We start from the raw sequence: 17203 nt of genomic DNA, 5'->3' as shown, positions 1-17203 counted from the left end.
TTGCTGTGCCGATTGAGATTCCCACTGACTTGACCCCAGAACTCGTCCCGCTTTCCTGGCTCATTGGTGAGTGGGAGGGCCGCGGGCGGCTGGGCACAGGGGACGAGGACTCGGAGCACTTCCTGCAGCGTGTGTCCTTCACCCACAACGGGCTGCCGTATCTTCAATACCGTGCAGAGAGCTGGTTGACGGATGACGACGGCACGCGCCTGCGGCCGCTGACCGTCGAGACGGGCTTCTGGGCGCTGGAGCGTAAACAGCTGGATGCCGACGGCGGCCCTGGCCTGATCCCCGCGGACATCGTTCCTGCTTTGAAGAGTGCCGATGAGGTGGAAGCCCTCCGCAACAGCGAGGGCGGCTTCGATATCTCGGTGTCCATCTCGCATCCCGGAGGTATCTCCGAGCTGTACTACGGACAGATCAAGGGACCGCAGATCCAGCTGACCACCGACATGGTGATGCGCGGGAGCCACTCCAAGGACTACAGCGCGGCCACGCGCATCTTCGGCCTGGTGGACGGCAACCTGCTCTGGCGGTGGGATGTCGCCGTTGGTGGCAAAGAGGGCAAGGGACTGGAAGCGCACGCCTCCGCCTTCCTCAAAAAAGTCTCCTGACCCTATCCGGTCCGGGGGAACGAAAGCGGGTCGTGGAACGTGAAAGATTCCCAGAACGTACAGTCTTCCGGCAGTCCGCTGGACTACAGCGACCTGAAAGCAGTTTTTTTCAACGGGACCCTGAAGAGGTCGCCCCAGACCAGTAATACGGACGGGCTGATCAACATCAGCCGGCTCATCATGGAAAAGCAGGGCGTCAGCACCCGTGTGATCCGCACAGTGGACCACGATATTGCCAGCGGCGTCTACCCGGACATGACCCAGTACGGCTGGCCCACGGATGAGTGGCCCCAGCTGTATCCGGCTGTGGCGGAAGCGGACATCCTGGTGGTGGCCGGACCCATCTGGCTCGGAGACAACTCCTCCCAGACAAAGAAGTTGATCGAGCGCCTCTACGCCCACTCGGGCGAACTCAACAGCAAAGGCCAGTGGGTTTTTTACCCCAAGGTGGGCGGCTGCCTGATCACGGGCAACGAGGACGGCATAAAACACTGTTCCATGAACCTGCTCTACAGCCTTCAGCACATCGGTTTCAGCATTCCGCCCCAGGCGGACGCAGGGTGGATCGGAGCCGTTGGGCCGGGACCGAGTTACCTGGATGAGGGTTCGGGCGGGCCCGAAACAGACTTCACCAACCGCAACGTCACTTTCATGACCTGGAACCTCCTGCACCTTGCCCGGATCCTCAAAGACGCTGGCGGGCTGCCGGCCCATGGCAACCTGCCGCAGGAATGGGCAGCAGGGACGCGTTTCGATTTTGAAAATCCGGAATACCGCTGACCACCAAGGACTTCTACTACATATGACTACTTCCAGCCCCCTGTTGTCGCGCCCTGGAGCCGTTGAGGCAACCGGCGCGGACGCCGGCGTCGCCTCCCACTACGGCGAGCCCCTGCGTGAGCAGCGCGCACTCGCTGCCGGTACCGCCGTCGTCGACCTTTCCCACCGCGGCATTGTCACCGTCAGCGGGCCGGACAGGCTGAGCTGGCTCAACACGCTGTCCTCGCAGCAGGTGGCCGGCCTCCAGCCCGGGGAATCCAGCGAACTGCTCCTCCTGAGCGTCCAGGGCAGGATCGATTTTGACGCCCGGGTGATTGACGACGGCGCTACCACCTGGCTGATCGTTGAGGCCGCCGAAGCAGCCCCCCTGGCAGGATTCCTGAACCGGATGAAATTCATGCTGCGGGTGGAAATTGCTGATGTTTCCGACGACTGGGCGGTCGTGGGCAGCACCAAGGCAATTCAGGAATGGTCGGAGCTGCTGGTGTGGCAGGACCCCTGGCCCAACGTGGCAGCCGGTGGCTACTCCTATGCCACCGTTCCGGAAGCCAGCCATCCCGGGCTGGAGCGGCCATGGTTTGAGTACCTGGTACCGGCCGCCGGCCTGGAACAGCGGGTAGCCAACCGCCAGCTGGCCGGAGTACTCGCAGCGGAAGCGCTGCGGCTGGCGGCCTGGCGCCCGCGGATCGGTGCTGAAACGGATGACAAGACCATCCCGCATGAGCTGGATCTCCTCCGCACGGCCGTGCATCTGGCCAAAGGCTGCTACAAGGGACAGGAAACCATCGCGCGCGTGCACAACCTGGGACATCCGCCGCGCCGGCTCGTGTTCCTCCAGTTGGATGGATCGCAGCACACCCTGCCACAGGCCGGAAGTCCGGTGTTTGCGGGGGAGCGGAAGGTGGGGGCGGTTACCTCGGTGGCCCAGCATTACGAGATGGGGCCGGTTGCCCTGGCAGTCATAAAGCGTTCGGTGGGCGCGGATGAAATACTGACGGTCCTGGACGGCGAGGAGCCTTACCCTGCTGCCCAGGAACTTATCGTTGCCCCCGACGCCGGCCAGGTAGTGGGGCGCCAGACCGGATTCCTCAAGGGGCCACGCTAATGACTGACAACGCCGGAACCAACGCCGCACCGTCCGCCTCACCGGCGGGCCAGGAAGGGCCCGACGACGAGGCGCTCGCTTTGGCGCAGACGCTCTTCCAGGCCGCCAGGGAAGGGGACACGGCGCTGCTCCGTGCTTATCTCGACGCCGGCGCTCCCGCCACCCTGACGAATTCCGCCGGCGATTCCCTCCTGATGCTCGCTGCCTACCATGGCCACGCGGAGACCGTTCAGCTTATCCTGAAACACGGCGCTGAGGCCGACGCCACCAACGACCGCGGCCAGACTCCGCTGGCCGGAGCGGCGTTCAAGGGCTACACCGACGTTGCCCGGGTCCTGCTGGATGCCGGTGCGGACCCGGATGCAGGTTCGCCGTCGGCCCGGGCTGCCGCCCAGATGTTCGCGCGTAGGGAGATCCTGGATCTCCTGGGCTAGTTGACGCGGCCGTAGTGCCGACCTTTATGAAGCCTTGGCCGGTTTAGCGCTGGGGTTTCAGCATGTTTGTCCCGTCACCCAAGGTGGACGCTGGTCTGGATTCCGCCGGCTGACAGGCCTAGCTTCCGGGCCAGCGCCAGGGACCCGGTGTTGCTGACGTCCGTCCGCCACTGCAGCGTAAGGCCGGCTGCGAGTGCCTCGTGGGCGGCGATGGACACCGCGAGCGAGCCCAGGCCCCGGCGCCGCCATTCCGGGTCCACCAAGACGCCCAGGTGGGCCAGCAGGCCCACCCACTCCGAGTATGCGCCGCAGGCCAGAGGGACGCGGCGCCCGTCAACTTCGTGGACGATGGTGTAGCGGTTTTCGAGGTCTGACAGGCCAACCTCGTTGACGTCGTCCGGCGGGCAGCGGCCCTCCAGTTCGATGGCCTCCGGGTTGCCGTGGGAGACCGTCATCTCTTCCGAGGGCTGCTTCAGGGGCAGGTCGTCGGCGAAGAACAACGCCGCGGCGCCCAGGCCGTGGCCGCCGTGCGACCGGGTCAGCGTCAGGAGCGTGACGTGCTGGGCCATCTCCTCGTCGGGAATGCCGGCAGCGGCATCAATGACCCACTGCGGGCCCACCAGTGCCGAGCTGCCAAAGAGCCGCACGAACTCCACGGTCCGCGCGGATTCGTCGGCCCGGACGATCCGCTCCCCGGAGGCCAGGGCCGTTCCGAAGGCGTCGTCGTCGAGTCCCAGGCGCCTGGCCCAGGCAAGCTGGATGATGGCGGCGGAACCGGGGTCAAGTGTCATACTCCCAGCCTAGGGCGGGCAAGTGGCCCCGCCGAGCAGGACACCTTTGCTGAACGAGACAACGCAGCTGAACAGGACACCGCAGTTAAACAGGACAACTCAGCCGAACAGGACGGCGGCTTCGTCGTAGCGCTTCTGTGGAACGGTCTTGAGCTGGCCCAGGGCTTCCTGGAAACCCACGTGCTCAATGTCCGTGCCCTTCAGTGCCACCATGGTGCCCCAGTAGCCTTCCACCACCGAGTCGATGGCCGCCATGCCCAGCCGGGTGGCCAGGACGCGGTCGAAGGCGGACGGCACGCCGCCGCGCTGGATATGGCCGAGGATGGTGGCACGGGTTTCGATGCCGGTGCGGGCTTCAAGTTCCGGGGCGAGCTGGTCCGCGATGCCGCCCAGGCGGGGCCTGCCAAAGGTGTCCAGGCCGCGTTCGGAGTGCGGGGTTTCCATATGCTCGGGAACGAATCCTTCGGCCACCACCACCAGGGGCGCGCGGCCACGGGCATGGGCGTCCTTCACCCATTCCGTGATCTGGTCGATGCTGACCTTTTGCTCCGGGATAAGGATGGCGTGCGCACCGGCCGCCATGCCGGCGTGCAGCGCGATCCAGCCAACGTGCCGGCCCATGACTTCGGCGATCATGCAGCGGTGGTGTGATTCGCCGGTCGTCCGGAGCCGGTCGATGGCTTCGGTGGCGATCTGGACGGCGGTGTCGAAGCCGAAGGTGTAGTCGGTGGCGTCGAGGTCGTTGTCCACCGTCTTGGGAACACCTACGATCTTCAGGCCTGCGTCGGTGAGGCGCTTGGCCGCGGCCAGGGTCCCCTCACCGCCGATGGCGATGATGGCGTCAATGCCGAGGCGGTCCATATGGGCTTTGATGACCTCGGGGCCGCCGCCGTTTTCGAAGGGGTTGGTGCGTGAGGTGCCCAGAATGGTGCCGCCCTGTTTGGCGATACCGCGGACCATGGTGCGGGGGATGTCGATGATGTCGCCCTCGACGACGCCCCGCCAGCCGTCAAGGAAACCCACGAATTCGTGACCATGGATGGCAATGCCCTTGAGGACGGCTCCGCGGATCACGGCGTTCAGTCCGGGGCAGTCGCCACCGCTGGTGAGAATTCCAATTTTCATGTCTCGGCTCAAATCCTGGAGAGAAGGTGTACAGGCAGAGCGCCACGCTGAGCTCACATAGAGTCTAGTGGGGGGTGTGGGGTACGACACAAACCGGTTACACAAGGGGCCGGTCGGGGATCAGCCAGCGCAAAAGAAAAAGTGCCCCCGCTCGCAAGGGGAGCGGGGACACTTTCTAGTCGGTTTCTCAGGGACGGTTCAGGGACCGGCGGTCAAGGAACGTCTGGAGCGGGATGACGTTCCGCTGGTCCGGCAGGATCACCCAGGCCAGGAGATAGAAGATCAGGGCCGGCCCGGGCAGCAGGGCAAAGAGGAGGAATGCGATGCGGACGTAGGCCACGTCCACGTTGAGCTTGGCGGCGATGCCTCCCAGAACGCCTCCAAGCCAGCGCTGCGGTCCGCGTTTCAGGCCGAGGCCCCTGACGATGCTGAAAAACTTGTCCATGGCTTAAGCCTTCCCTGTTGTAGGACTGTTGTCACGTTTCCGGGCTGAGAGGAGTCCACCGATCACCAGGGCGCCGCCGGCTCCGATCATTAGCCCGATCAGGACGTAGGTCCCGTTGAGGGTGACGATGCCCAGCTGCGCGATGATGATCAGGGCGGCGAGGGCCAGGACGATCAGTCCCCAGACCACCGTTCCCACCCGCGCCCCGGATGGAGGGGCAGAGTCGGTGCGTGCCGCCGTCGTGCTTCCCGGAACGTACGGGTCCGGGGCCGGGGTGTGGCTGCTCATGTCAGTTACCTTCCTTGATGATGACATTGCTGACGGTGCCGTCGATCTGGATCACCAGGTGGCTGCCGGGCTTGTCGGTGTTGTAGCTGCTTTCCCGTGTGGTGGTCCCGCCGCGCTGGCTCCCGCCTTCGGTCAGGTTGCCGAGGGTCATATCGGCCCTGATGTCCACGGGCACGGTGTCGGGAATGACCACCGTGACGTTGCTGGCGGTGAAGTCCAGCGGGACCAGCACCTCTGACTGGAGCGGGGCACTTCCGGCCAGTTCGGTGAGATCGACGGTGCCGCGTCCTGCCGTGATGTTGAGCCCGTCGCTTGCCTGCTGGATGCTCATGGGCGTCCAGTCAACCTGCTGGAAGCGGACCCGGTCGCCGTTGTTGCCCACCACGTTGAAGATTCCGCCGATGATCAGGGCCGCCACCGCGAAGAACGAGAGGATGCCCGAGGTCCGGCCGCGCAGGCCCAGGATGAGGATGCCGATGCCCAGGACGGCCGCTGCGCTTGCCCAGGCGATGGCGTTGGTGGAATCACCGAGGTCGATGACGTTGGTGACGTCCAGCGCTTTCAGTCCTGCGCCGACAATCAAGGCGCTGCCGGCTGTGATCGCGACGGCGGGGGCACCGGGACCTGCGGGACGTACCTTCGGAGCAGGTGGGGGACCCTGCGGTTGCCGGGTGCCACCGGCGCCTCCGTTGTTCCATCCGCCGCCGGACCCGCTGCCGCCGTACGGGCTGCCTCCGTACGGGCTGCCGGTGAAAGGACCGGTGCCCGCAACGTCTGAGTAAGGGGGAGTGGTGCCGGTGGACGTAGATGCGGAATATGCGGTGCTGCCGGGGTAAGCGCTGCCTGCGTAGGAGGTGGGGCCGGCCGCTGCGCCCGCCGGTGTTCCAACGGCCACCTTGTTCCGCTGCGCCAGGTAGTAGATCAGGTAGATGGCGCCGCCAACCCAAAAGATGGTCCAAAGGAAGGCGCCGAAGCCGTGATCGCCCCAACCCCAGAAGCCGCCGCCCAATCCGCTGAAGCCGAGGATAACGGCGATCAGGGAACCTGTCATGCCGCTGGTCCACCGGCCGGCGCCGGCCTCCTGGACGTGGATCCTCCCATCGGGCTCGGGCAGGAAGGCCCACGCCAGGCCGTAGGCAAGAACGCCGATGCCGGCGAAGAGGGTGAGGACGATGAAGACGCCGCGCACGATCAGCGGGTCGATGCCCATGCGGTGGGCGATGCCGCTTGAGACGCCGCCGATCCAGCGGTCCTGGCCGCGGGTGATGCCGTGGCTGCGGACCCAACCGAAGAAGTCCGTCTGCTGGCTGGGCATTCCCGCGTAGGCGTAGCTGCCGGTGTTCTGGGTTGAGCTGCTGTGGCTGGAGGAGGGTCCGGCCGACGGCTCGGCGTAAGGCCCATCAGAGCTGTCCTGCGCCGGGTAATCCTGTGTCGCGGGGTAATCCTGCGTGGGGTCCTGCTTGGATTCCTCGGCCGGGATCTGGTCCGATGCTGAGGGGGTGGCAGGCGGCACCACGGGCTCCGTGGCGTGTTCGTTTTCGCGCCTGGGGAGGGGCTCCGTTGGCTGGCCGTCGTCGGGGGTGGGGGTTTGCGAGTTCATACCTCGATCCTTCCGCTTGCCGGTCCTTGGCTCTACTGGGGGACACCCTGAACGGCCCCTGAGTGGCCCCCGGTTCCGGCCGGATTGCGGTCCGGGGAACCCTGATCCGTGCTTGGATTGATCCATGACAACCGTCCCCGTCCGCCCCCCGCTGGTCCGCCGCAGCGACCGCTTTATCGCGGGCGTGTGCTCCGGCCTTGCCGCGCACCTGGGCTGGCCGGTCCGCAACGTACGGGTGGCGATGGCCCTGGCTTCACTGGCCGGCGGGGCCGGCGTCGTCTTCTATGCCTGGTTGTGGATCATGGTGCCCACCGCGGACGAAAGCGCCCGGCGGCAGGCGCGCCGGCCGCCGTCGCCCATTGCCCCGGCCGTGAGCCGCGAGCCTGTTCATGGGGCCGTTCCCCGGGCCCCTGCCCCGGCTGGCCCTGGTGTTGCCCTTCCCGGAGCGGCCGACGGCGGCCCTGGCTCGGCCACTGCCCCTCCCGCTTCCGGCGGTTACCCGGCAGCAGGGGAGTCAGCAGGACAGGCTTCCGAGGCTGCCCGTCCCTGGTTCAGGTTCCGGGACATGCGCTACGGCAAGGAGATCCTGCTCGGCGTGGGGCTGCTGCTGGTGGCGGGCATCCTGGTCGCCCAGCTCCTGGGCGTGGACGTTCCCCTGGGCACACTTATTCCGGCGGCGGCAGTCCTTGGCGGCGCTTCCATTGCTTGGATGCAGCTTGATGAAACCCGGCGTGCCGGGCTCGTGGACAAGACCAAGGCGGACCAAGCCGGCGGCTGGGCCCGGCTGGCGGCCGGCCTGGCGCTGGTGGTGGCGGGCGTCCTGGTGATGGTGTCCGGATCCGGTTCCTGGGAGCAGACGTGGCTGGCGCTGCTGGCGTCCGTTGCTGTCCTCGGCGGGGTGGTGCTGGTCCTGCTCCCGTGGGCGCTGAAGTTCTGGCGTGACCTGGAAGCGGAGCGCGCCGGCCGCATCCGGGAAACTGAACGTGCCGAGATCGCCGCCCACCTTCACGACTCGGTGCTGCAGACGCTGGCCCTTATCCAGCGGAGGGCTGCCAATGAGCACGACGTCGTCCGGCTGGCCCGTGCCCAGGAACGGGAGCTGCGGGGCTGGCTGTTTGAGGATCCCGGCAAGGACGCCGGGCAGTTGTCGGACCGGATCAAGGCGGTAGCCGCCGAAGTGGAAGACCTGCTGGGCAACGCCGTCGAGGTGGTCAGCGTGGGGGACACGGCCGTCACGGAAGGCCATGAAGCGCTGGTCCAGGCGAGCCGAGAGGCCATGCTCAACGCCTCCCGCCACGGCGGCGGGACCGTCTCGGTCTACTTGGAGGCAGCCGCCGGACGTGCGGAAGTCTTCGTCAAGGACCGCGGCCCGGGCTTTGAGCTGCAGGACGTTCCGGAGGACAGGCTCGGGGTGCGGGAGTCCATCATCGGCCGGATGAACCGGCACGGCGGCACGGCGGCGATTACCAGTACCAGTGAAGGCACGGAGGTGCGGCTGGTCTTCCCCGCCGCGCCGCAGGACAGCACGGAAGGCAAACCATGAATGCAACGCAGGGAGCCGGTGCCGGCCCCGTCCGAACCGTCAGGTCCGCCCGGGTGGTGATTGTGGATGACCATGCGATCTTCCGCTCCGGCCTGAAGGCGGACCTGGATCCCAGTATCCAGGTGGTGGGCGAGGCGGCGACGGTAGAGCAGGCGATTGCCGTGATCGCCCGGGAGCGACCGGACGTGGTGCTCCTGGACGTCCACCTTCCTGGCGGCCTTGGGGGCGGGGGTCGTGAAGTCATCGCCGGCTCCGCTGCCCTGCTGGCCACCACCAGGTTCCTTGCCCTCAGCGTCTCGGACGCGGCGGAGGATGTCGTGGCGGTGATCCGGGCCGGAGCACGGGGCTACGTCACCAAGACCATCTCGGGGGCAGAAATCACCGACGCCGTGTACCGGGTTGCCGGTGGGGACGCCGTCTTCTCGCCGCGGCTAGCTGGCTTCGTCCTGGATGCTTTTGGCACCGCCCCTGCAGACATCGCCGACGACGAACTGGACAAGCTCTCCGCCCGGGAGCTTGAGGTCATGCGCCTCATCGCCCGCGGCTACAGCTACAAGGAAGTGGCCAAGGAGCTGTTCATCAGCATCAAGACCGTGGAAACTCACGTGTCCGCCGTGCTCCGCAAGCTGCAGCTCTCCAGCCGGCACGAACTCACCAAGTGGGCAGCCGAACGCCGCCTCCTCTAAACGGGACGCTCTATCACTTAATGGGCATTAACCCGGAACGCTCTATCACTTGATGCGGCTTAAGCCGGAACGCTCTATCACTCTCCTGAGGAGAATGATAGAGCGTTTGGGTTTTTCCTGCGGAAGGTGATAGAGCGTTTGGATTTTTCGAGCGTTAAGTGAGAGAGCGTCCCTACTGGGCCTTGCCTAGGAAGTCCTGCAGGCGCTGCACGCCGGTGGCGAGGTCCTCGTCACCAAGCGCGTAGGAAAGTCGCAGGTAGCCGGAAGGCCCGAAGGCTTCGCCCGGAACCACTGCCACCTCAACCTCATCCAGGATCAGGGCTGCGAGCTCGGCGGAGGTCTGCGGCGTGGCGGTACCCGACGCGGTCGGGAATTCCTTGCCCAGCAGCGCGCGGACGTCCGCGTACACGTAGAACGCGCCCTTCGGCGTTGGGCATTCCACGCCGTCGATGGCGTTCAGGCCGGCGACGATGGCCTTGCGGCGGCGGTCAAAGGCGACCTTCATCTCGTCGACGGCGGTCAGCGGTCCGGACACGGCGGCGAGGGCGGCGACCTGGGGAATGTTGGAGACGTTGGAGGTGGCGTGGGACTGCAGGTTGGTGGCGGCCTTGATGACGTCGGCCGGGCCGATCATCCAGCCCACGCGCCAGCCCGTCATGGCGTAGGTCTTGGCCACGCCGTTGAGGATAACCACTTTGTCGCCCAGCTCCGGGGCAGCGGTGGCGATGGAGGTGAACGGAACGCCGTCGTACGTCAGGTGCTCGTAAATCTCATCAGTGACAACCCACAGGCCCTTGGCCGCGGCCCACTTGCCGATCTCCGCCACCTGCTCAGGGGAGTAGACGGAACCGGTGGGGTTCGACGGCGACACGAACAGCAGGATCTTCGTCCTGTCGGTGACCGCTGCTTCGAGTTGCTCCACCGTCACCAGGTAGTCCTGCTCCGGGCCGGCAAACACCTCCACGGGCACGCCGCCTGCGAGCCGGATGGCCTCCGGGTACGTGGTCCAGAACGGGGTGGGCACAATGACTTCGTCACCCGGATCAACCAGCGTGGCGAAGGTGTTGTAGACGGCCTGCTTGCCGCCGTTGGTCACCAGTACCTGGGAAGCGTCCACCGCGTAGCCGGAGTCCCGCAGGGTCTTCTCGGCGATGGCCTTCTTCAGCTCGGGCAAGCCGCCGGCGGGGGAGTAGCGGTGGTACTTGGGCTGGCTCGCCGCCTCAATGGCCGCCTGGACGATGTAGTCCGGGGTGGGGAAATCCGGTTCACCCGCGCCGAAACCAATGACCGGCCGGCCAGCTGCCTTCAGCGCCTTCGCCTTGGCATCAACGGCAAGGGTTGCGGATTCGGCAATAGCGGAAATGCGCTTGGAAACGCGGGCGGCAGACATGGCAGGTCCGTTCTTCGCTTGCAGCCCGGAGGCTGGAGTGTGGGTTTCGACGTGATCTACTCTATGCTGTTCACCGGACCCTCCGGGTTGCCGGTTCTGATTTGTGACTGCCTGCCAGTCAAGGTCAATCCTGGCCGCGGGAAGGGCCGGAAACGGGCTGGTTCGACGAACGCGAAGTTGTTGCGTAGACTGGTTCACCGGTGTTGAAAACACGGATGATGACGTGCGCCCCAGTGCAAGCTGGTGGTTTGTCGTTGGAGCGTGGAATTCACTCCATAGGGTAGTGGCGCAATTGGTAGCGCAGCGGTCTCCAAAACCGCAGGTTGCAGGTTCGAGTCCTGTCTGCCCTGCGCAAGCTGCCCCGGACAAAAATCCGGGGCAAGCGCAGCAACCATGGTTCTGATCAGGGCCGGGTAATCCAACATTGCAAAGATGAGCGAGGACCAGGTGACCGAAACAGCTGCCAGCAGCTCCAAGGGCCGCCCAGCTAAGAAGGACGCCAAGGCAAACTTCTTCGCCCGCATTGCGCTCTTCATCCGCCAGATCATCGGCGAGCTGAAGAAAGTTGTTGCACCAACCCGCAAGGAACTGATCAACTACACGCTCGTGGTGCTGGTGTTCGTCGGCATCATGATGATCATCGTCAGCCTGCTGGACCTCGGTTTTGGAAGCGCTGTCAGCTGGATCTTCGGCGGTAGCGTCCCCGGGGACAGCTAAGGCTGAACCGTCCGCAGGCCGTGTGATCCGTCCGGGAAACCGGAGGGAAACACCGGTGTGCGGAATTGAGCCATTTAAATAGGCATGTTAGGCAATGAGGAAGCAGGAGACCAAGTGTCTGAGCAGGAGCTCGAGGTAACCGAGACTGAGCTGGAAGAGTCCGCGGACATCACGGCAGAAGCCGGTGACGAGTCTGAGGTTGAGTCCTCCGCGCCCGAAGCCAGCGACGCCGAGTCTGAAGACGCTGAGGCGGACGACGCCGGCTCCGAGGAAGAGTCAGCTGACGCCCTCGCAGCCGCCGCGGCGAAGGCCGATGTTGACCCCGCCGAGGAATTCAAGGCCAAGCTGCGCCGCCAGGAAGGTGACTGGTACGTCATCCACTCCTACGCCGGTTACGAAAACCGCGTGAAGGCCAACCTGGAAACCCGCATCCAGACCCTGGACATGGAAGATTACATCTTCGAGATCCAGGTGCCCATGGAAGAAGTCGTTGAGATCAAGAACGCTCAGCGCAAGGTCATCAACCGCGTCCGCATCCCCGGCTACGTACTGGTCCGCATGGACCTGACGGATGCCTCCTGGGGCGCCGTCCGCCACACCCCCGGCGTCACCGGCTTCGTGGGCAACGCCCATAACCCCGTGCCGCTGCGCCTGGACGAGGTTTTCTCCATGCTCGCTCCCGTTTTCGAGGAAGAGCAGGCCGAGAAGGGCAAGCCGGTCAACAAGCAGAACCAGGCTCCCGTGGATGTCGACTTCGAGGTCGGCGAATCCGTCATCGTCAAGGAAGGTCCGTTCGAGACCCTCCCCGCAACGATCTCCGAGATCAAGGTCGAATCCCAGACCCTCGTGGTGCTGGTTTCCATCTTCGAGCGCGAAACGCCGGTCACCCTGGCGTTCAACCAGGTCACCAAGATCTGACCACCCAAGAATTCGTCCCGGCGCTGCCTGCTTTAGCAGCACCGGAACGGCCGGCCGCCTTGCCATGGCGGCCAAAAACCTGAGGCACGCTCCTGTGTCCCAGGACGTTATTGAGAGAAGGACCCTACATTGGCTCCCAAGAAGAAGGTCACCGGCCTCATCAAGCTGCAGATCCAGGCAGGTGCCGCTAACCCGGCTCCGCCGATCGGTCCTGCGCTTGGCCAGCACGGTGTCAACATCATGGAATTCTGCAAGGCGTACAACGCTGCGACGGAAGCCCAGCGCGGAAACGTCATCCCCGTGGAAATCACGGTCTACGAGGACCGTTCCTTCACGTTCATCACCAAGACCCCGCCGGCTGCAGAGCTCATCAAAAAGGCTGCAGGCGTCGCCAAGGGTTCAGCAACCCCGCACACTGTCAAGGTTGCCAAGCTGACCCAGGCACAGGTCAACGAGATTGCTTCCACCAAGATGGAAGACCTCAACGCCACCAGCCTCGAAGGCGCAGCGAAGATCATCGCCGGCACTGCCCGCTCCATGGGCATCACCGTCGAGGGTTAATCCCCCGCTGCCACATGTCGGGTTCGGGAAACTGATCACGACGACGGGCGGCACCGCCGGGCAACCGGCACCACTGCCGTATAAGCGGCACAAACCGACAATGTTGGGAACCGGGCACGGATAACGAGCCCGCTCACCAACTGTGGCAGGGCCCAGCGCGGTCCGCAGACCACAACTGCACAAGGAGAAATTAGCAGCATGGCAAAGCGCAGCAAAGCATATGAGGCAGCAGCCGCCAAGATCGACGCGGAGAAGTTCTACGCGCCGTTCGAGGCAGTAACGCTGGCCAAGGACACCAACCCGTCCAAGTTTGACGCCACCGTTGAGGTTGCATTCCGCCTCGGCGTCGACCCCCGCAAGGCTGACCAGATGGTCCGCGGCACCGTCAACCTGCCCCACGGCACCGGTAAGACTGCCCGCGTCCTGGTTTTCGCTACGGGTGACAAGGCTGAGGCAGCAATCGCTGCCGGCGCCGACTTCGTTGGTTCCGATGACCTGATCGAAAAGATCGCAGCCGGCTGGACCGACTTCGACGCCGCCGTTGCCACCCCTGACCTCATGGGCAAGGTTGGCCGCCTCGGTAAGGTCCTGGGCCCGCGTAACCTGATGCCGAACCCGAAGACGGGCACCGTGACCCCCGACGTCACCAAGGCCGTCAACGACATCAAGGGTGGAAAGATCGACTTCCGCGTCGACAAGCACTCCAACCTGCACTTCATCATCGGCAAGGTGTCCTTCGACGCCCTCAAGTTGGCTGAGAACTACGCAGCAGCACTGGAAGAGGTGCTTCGCCTGAAGCCGTCCGCTTCCAAGGGCCGCTACATCCAGAAGGCCACCGTTGCCACCACCTTCGGCCCCGGCATCTCCGTGGACCCGAACGTCACCAAGGTTCTGACCGAGGCCTAAATCCTCGTGTGAAGCAACCGCAGCGGATCCTTCCGATGCAAACTAAAACCGCCCGGCACCCGTGCCGGGCGGTTTTTGTTTAAGTCCGCAAACCATGCCCGAAGCGGCAGACTCTTGCCTAAGCTGTAGAAATGGCCGAACCGGATGTGGATCCATCCCCGGAAGACTCTGTTGTGCTGGCAATATCCGAAGTGGACATCTTGCAGCCCGGCGGCGAAACAGCTGCGGTGGCCCGCCAGCTTACCGCCGAGTTTGAGGAATGCCACGCCTTGAGGGTGGCCCATGAACTCGCTGCGTGGGGCAACCTGGACCGCTGCCCCACGCTGCAGGAAGCTGCCGAGTTCTGGCAGGGCAACGAGTATGAGGAACGGCACCTGTACCTGGCCAGGGTCGGCGCGGAAACCGTGGGTATCTGCTCGGTCACCCTCCCACTGCGCGAGAACACGCACACCGCTGGAGTCGATGTACTGGTTGCTCCTGTCCACCGGCGTCGGGGACTGGGCCGAGCCCTGCTCAAGCATGCCGAGGCCGTCGCCCGGGATCGCGGCAGGACCTCTCTTGACGGCTATCACGAGGTGCCTTTGAAGGCTGCGAATGGTGCAGCCCTGCTGCCCGCGAAATCCGGCGCCGGTGGACTGCCGCTTGACGAGCCCGCGGTGGCTTTTGCCCTTGCTGCCGGCTATGAGCTCGAGCAGGTGGAACGGTCAAGTCGCCTGGCCCTGCCTGTGCCTCCGGAACTGCTGGACCGGTTGGAGGCCGATGCCTCCGCCCAGGCCGCGGAATACTCCGTCATCGGCTGGAATGACAGCTGCCCGGAAGACCTGCTGCAGGCGTATGCCGAGCTCAAAGCGACGATGAGTACGGACGTACCCATCGCCGGGCTGGATTGGGAACGTGAGGACTGGGATGTGGCCAGGGTCCGGGAGGAGGAGAACACGCTGATCCGCAGTGGAGTCCAATCAGCGGTGACGGCGGCCCGGCAGCGGGAGACGGGGCAACTGGCGGCCTACACCGTCCTGAACTGGCGCCCGGGTGTGCCGGACTCCATCGTGCAGCAGGACACCCTGGTCACCTCCGAACACCGCGGCCACCGCCTGGGCATGCTGACCAAAGTGGCAAACTTGCGGCGGGCACAGAACCGGTGGCCGGCGGCGCGGTCGGTGCTGACATGGAATGCCAACGAAAACCAACATATGCTGGCCATAAATATCGCACTTGGATTCAAGCCCGCAGGTTATGAAGGCGAGTGGCAGAAACGGCTGGGATGATTCGCCTATGGCAAAAGACGTGAAGATCGAGCAGCTTTGGATTCCCGACTCACTGGAGGCGCCGGACGCAGCGGACTTCCTTGCCGCCGTCGAGGTGGGGCGGAAAGTCAGGATGCAGACCTGGGGCAGCGATGACCTCGCCTATGGTCCGTTGGAGAAGCTGCTCGAGTTCCAGGACCCGTACGAGCGCCAGCTGATTCTCGTAGCCAAGGTGGACGGGGAGATCGTGGGGACCGTCGATATCGCCCTGCCCTTGACTGACAACCTGGACCTGGCCGAATTCACCCTCGACATCCTTCCCGAGTTCCAGCGCCAGGGAGTGGGCCGCCGGCTCCTCCAGGCCGCCGAACAGCTGGCCCGCGGCGAGGGGCGCACCATGATCCTGGTGGACACGAACCACCCCGGCGCCTCGCTCCATGAATTCGAGCGCGCCCAGTTGGTTCCGGGCTCGGGCCAGGGCTTCGTACCGCTGGAGAGCCGCGAAGTGGAGTTCGCCCAGCGGACCGGATATACGCTTCAGCATATTGAGCAGTTCAGCTCCTGCACGCTGCCGCTGGACACAAAGCTGGTGGCCGATCTGCAGGCTGAGGCAGACGAGGCCAACAACGGCCGATACCGGCTGCACCACTGGACGGACCGCTGCCCGGACCAGTGGCTGGAGGCCGTCGCGGCCCTGGAGAACCAGTCAGGGGCCGACGTCGATCCCGCCCTGGACCCGCCGGTTGAGCAGGACATGGTGCTCGACGGCGCCATCCTCCGGGAAGCCGAAGAGGTTGCCATCGCGCAGGGCAGACGGACCGTGGTCACCGCCGTCGAACACCTGGCCTCGGGAACGCTCGTGGGCCTGACCACCATCACGGTACTGGCACACCGGGCCGACGTCGTCTTCCAGGACGACACCCTGGTGCTGCAGGAGCACAGGGGGAACAAGCTGGGCCTGCTGATCAAGGTGGCCAACATGGAAAGGCTCACCGAGCAGTTTCCCGACGCGCGGGTCATCTATACCTGGAACGCCCCGGAAAACCGGTACCTCCTGACCGTCAACCAGCAGCTGGGTTTCCAGACCGCCGGGGTCACCGGGATTTGGCAAAAGGAGCTTCCGCACGTGCACACCAGCACCAGCTAGCGGCCGGATTTGGAGGACCGGGGGCTCTCCCCGTAGACTTGAAGGACCAAAGACCGTCGGTTGTTGGAAATCCACTCTCTCGAACATGGCTCAACTCTGCAGTTGTGCGCGGGAGAAGCAGTGGCTTTCTGGACGAAGGACCCTCAACGTAGGGCGGCCGGCGCAGGTGAACGAAGCAAAGCTCCATGGAAACATCTGTGTTGAGCCAAGCCCCGTGCATCTGCGCGGGGCGTTTTTAGTTTTAGCTCACTTGAGCGGGGACCGTCGCATACCGGCACTATCCCCGGAAGGAGGGTTATGGCAACGCCTACCAAGGTTTCAGCAGTAGCTGAGATCACTAACGATTTCAAGGAATCGAACGCCGCTGTCCTGACCGAATACCGTGGGCTCACCGTTGCACAGCTCAAGCAGCTGCGTGTTTCTCTCGGCCAGGACACCAAGTTCGCGGTCGTCAAGAACACCCTGACCGCCATTGCAGCCAAGGAAGCCGGTGTTGAAGCATTCAACGACCAGCTTTCCGGCCCCACTGCAATCGCGTTCATCAAGGGTGACGCAGTTGCCGCTGCCAAGAGCCTGACGGATTTTGCCAAGACCAACAAGCAGCTGGTCATCAAGACCGGTTACTTCGAGGGCAAGGCACTGAACGCCAGCGAGGTTGCCGAACTGGCAGCGCTCGAGTCCCGCGAGCTGCAGCTCGCCAAGGTTGCAGGCGTCCTCAAGGCCCCTGCCGCAGCAGCTGCACGCATCATTGACGCACTGCGCCTCAAGCTTGAAGAAGAGAACGGTGCACCGGCAGCTGCCGAGGCGCCTGCCGCTGAAGAAGCTCCCGCTGCCGAAGCAGAAGCTCCCGCAGCTGAGGCTCCCGCAGCCGAAGAGAACTAATTCTCTTTACCCCACAAGACTCCG

19 protein-coding genes and 1 tRNA gene are annotated in these 17203 nt (G+C 64.7%); 14 read left to right on the top strand and 6 right to left on the bottom strand.

Going from position 1 to position 17203, the window contains the following annotated elements; translation table 11 throughout:
* Window positions 1-5: 5 nt before the first annotated feature.
* Genes AC5RUQ_RS08260 through AC5RUQ_RS08245 form a run of 4 tightly spaced genes read left to right on the top strand, consistent with a single transcriptional unit; the run spans window position 6 to window position 2933 of the window.
* Window positions 6-614, top strand: a complete 609-nt coding sequence (locus tag AC5RUQ_RS08260) for a nitrobindin family protein (protein ID WP_493946816.1) — start codon at window positions 6-8, stop codon at window positions 612-614.
* 39 nt (window positions 615-653) lie between these two features.
* The gene (locus AC5RUQ_RS08255) at window positions 654-1394 is read left to right on the top strand and encodes a flavodoxin family protein (RefSeq protein WP_493946815.1); all 741 of its coding nucleotides are present in this window, start codon (window positions 654-656) and stop codon (window positions 1392-1394) included.
* A 22-nt stretch (window positions 1395-1416) separates the two neighbouring features.
* Window positions 1417-2499: a CAF17-like 4Fe-4S cluster assembly/insertion protein YgfZ gene (gene ygfZ, locus AC5RUQ_RS08250; protein WP_493946814.1), complete on the top strand. Its 1083-nt coding sequence runs from the start codon at window positions 1417-1419 to the stop codon at window positions 2497-2499.
* Window positions 2499-2933: an ankyrin repeat domain-containing protein gene (locus tag AC5RUQ_RS08245; protein WP_493946813.1), complete on the top strand. Its 435-nt coding sequence runs from the start codon at window positions 2499-2501 to the stop codon at window positions 2931-2933. Before ygfZ ends, AC5RUQ_RS08245 begins: the two co-directional genes overlap by 1 nt.
* 74 nt (window positions 2934-3007) lie before the next feature.
* On the opposite strand, the gene AC5RUQ_RS08240 is transcribed toward AC5RUQ_RS08245, so the two are convergent.
* The 5 genes from AC5RUQ_RS08240 to AC5RUQ_RS08220 form a co-directional block, all read right to left on the bottom strand.
* Window positions 3008-3724, bottom strand: a complete 717-nt coding sequence (locus AC5RUQ_RS08240; protein ID WP_493946812.1) for a GNAT family N-acetyltransferase — start codon at window positions 3722-3724, stop codon at window positions 3008-3010.
* A 99-nt stretch (window positions 3725-3823) separates the two neighbouring features.
* Entirely contained in the window at window positions 3824-4849 is a 1026-nt protein-coding gene (locus AC5RUQ_RS08235; protein ID WP_493946811.1) for an ATP-dependent 6-phosphofructokinase, read from the bottom strand.
* A gap of 187 nt (window positions 4850-5036) precedes the next feature.
* On the bottom strand, window positions 5037-5294 hold the full coding sequence (locus tag AC5RUQ_RS08230; RefSeq protein ID WP_493946810.1) for a PspC domain-containing protein: 258 nt from the start codon (window positions 5292-5294) through the stop codon (window positions 5037-5039).
* Between the two features lie 3 nt (window positions 5295-5297).
* Window positions 5298-5582 carry a hypothetical protein gene (locus tag AC5RUQ_RS08225; protein ID WP_493946809.1) on the bottom strand — a complete coding sequence of 95 codons (285 nt, stop codon included), beginning with the start codon at window positions 5580-5582 and terminating at the stop codon, window positions 5298-5300.
* 1 nt (window position 5583) lies between these two features.
* Window positions 5584-7182, bottom strand: coding sequence for a PspC domain-containing protein (locus AC5RUQ_RS08220; protein WP_493946808.1), 1599 nt, complete (start codon window positions 7180-7182; stop codon window positions 5584-5586).
* A gap of 124 nt (window positions 7183-7306) precedes the next feature.
* Here AC5RUQ_RS08220 and AC5RUQ_RS08215 point away from each other — a divergent pair, with 124 nt between their 5' ends.
* Complete coding sequence (locus AC5RUQ_RS08215; RefSeq protein WP_493946807.1) at window positions 7307-8725, top strand: ATP-binding protein; 1419 nt, start codon at window positions 7307-7309, stop codon at window positions 8723-8725.
* Window positions 8722-9411, top strand: coding sequence for a LuxR C-terminal-related transcriptional regulator (locus AC5RUQ_RS08210; RefSeq protein ID WP_493946806.1), 690 nt, complete (start codon window positions 8722-8724; stop codon window positions 9409-9411). Before AC5RUQ_RS08215 ends, AC5RUQ_RS08210 begins: the two co-directional genes overlap by 4 nt.
* A gap of 172 nt (window positions 9412-9583) precedes the next feature.
* Here AC5RUQ_RS08210 and AC5RUQ_RS08205 read toward each other — a convergent pair whose 3' ends face one another.
* Window positions 9584-10801 (bottom strand): pyridoxal phosphate-dependent aminotransferase, encoded by a 1218-nt coding sequence (locus AC5RUQ_RS08205; protein WP_493946805.1) that lies wholly within the window; start codon window positions 10799-10801, stop codon window positions 9584-9586.
* Between the two features lie 277 nt (window positions 10802-11078).
* Between AC5RUQ_RS08205 and AC5RUQ_RS08200 the strand changes: the two genes are divergently transcribed.
* The 8 genes from AC5RUQ_RS08200 to rplJ all read left to right on the top strand — a co-directional run bounded on the left by AC5RUQ_RS08200 (window position 11079) and on the right by rplJ (window position 17179).
* Window positions 11079-11151 (top strand) — tRNA-Trp (locus AC5RUQ_RS08200).
* A gap of 82 nt (window positions 11152-11233) precedes the next feature.
* On the top strand, window positions 11234-11518 hold the full coding sequence (gene secE / locus AC5RUQ_RS08195; RefSeq protein ID WP_493946804.1) for a preprotein translocase subunit SecE: 285 nt from the start codon (window positions 11234-11236) through the stop codon (window positions 11516-11518).
* Window positions 11519-11632: 114 nt separating this feature from the next.
* Window positions 11633-12436: a transcription termination/antitermination protein NusG gene (nusG, locus tag AC5RUQ_RS08190; protein WP_461172077.1), complete on the top strand. Its 804-nt coding sequence runs from the start codon at window positions 11633-11635 to the stop codon at window positions 12434-12436.
* Between the two features lie 129 nt (window positions 12437-12565).
* Complete coding sequence (rplK, locus tag AC5RUQ_RS08185; RefSeq protein ID WP_003803853.1) at window positions 12566-12997, top strand: 50S ribosomal protein L11; 432 nt, start codon at window positions 12566-12568, stop codon at window positions 12995-12997.
* Between the two features lie 198 nt (window positions 12998-13195).
* Complete coding sequence (rplA, locus tag AC5RUQ_RS08180; protein ID WP_102975123.1) at window positions 13196-13903, top strand: 50S ribosomal protein L1; 708 nt, start codon at window positions 13196-13198, stop codon at window positions 13901-13903.
* Between the two features lie 131 nt (window positions 13904-14034).
* Window positions 14035-15171, top strand: coding sequence for a GNAT family N-acetyltransferase (locus tag AC5RUQ_RS08175; RefSeq protein WP_493946803.1), 1137 nt, complete (start codon window positions 14035-14037; stop codon window positions 15169-15171).
* Window positions 15172-15178: 7 nt separating this feature from the next.
* Complete coding sequence (locus tag AC5RUQ_RS08170; protein WP_493946802.1) at window positions 15179-16297, top strand: GNAT family N-acetyltransferase; 1119 nt, start codon at window positions 15179-15181, stop codon at window positions 16295-16297.
* A 297-nt stretch (window positions 16298-16594) separates the two neighbouring features.
* Complete coding sequence (gene rplJ, locus AC5RUQ_RS08165) at window positions 16595-17179, top strand: 50S ribosomal protein L10 (protein ID WP_493946801.1); 585 nt, start codon at window positions 16595-16597, stop codon at window positions 17177-17179.
* Window positions 17180-17203: the final 24 nt, after the last annotated feature.

This window comes from Arthrobacter sp. MDT2-3 (assembly GCF_059090465.1).
Note: the sequence above shows the minus strand (reverse complement) of the source record. Positions and strands in the feature narration are given on the sequence as shown.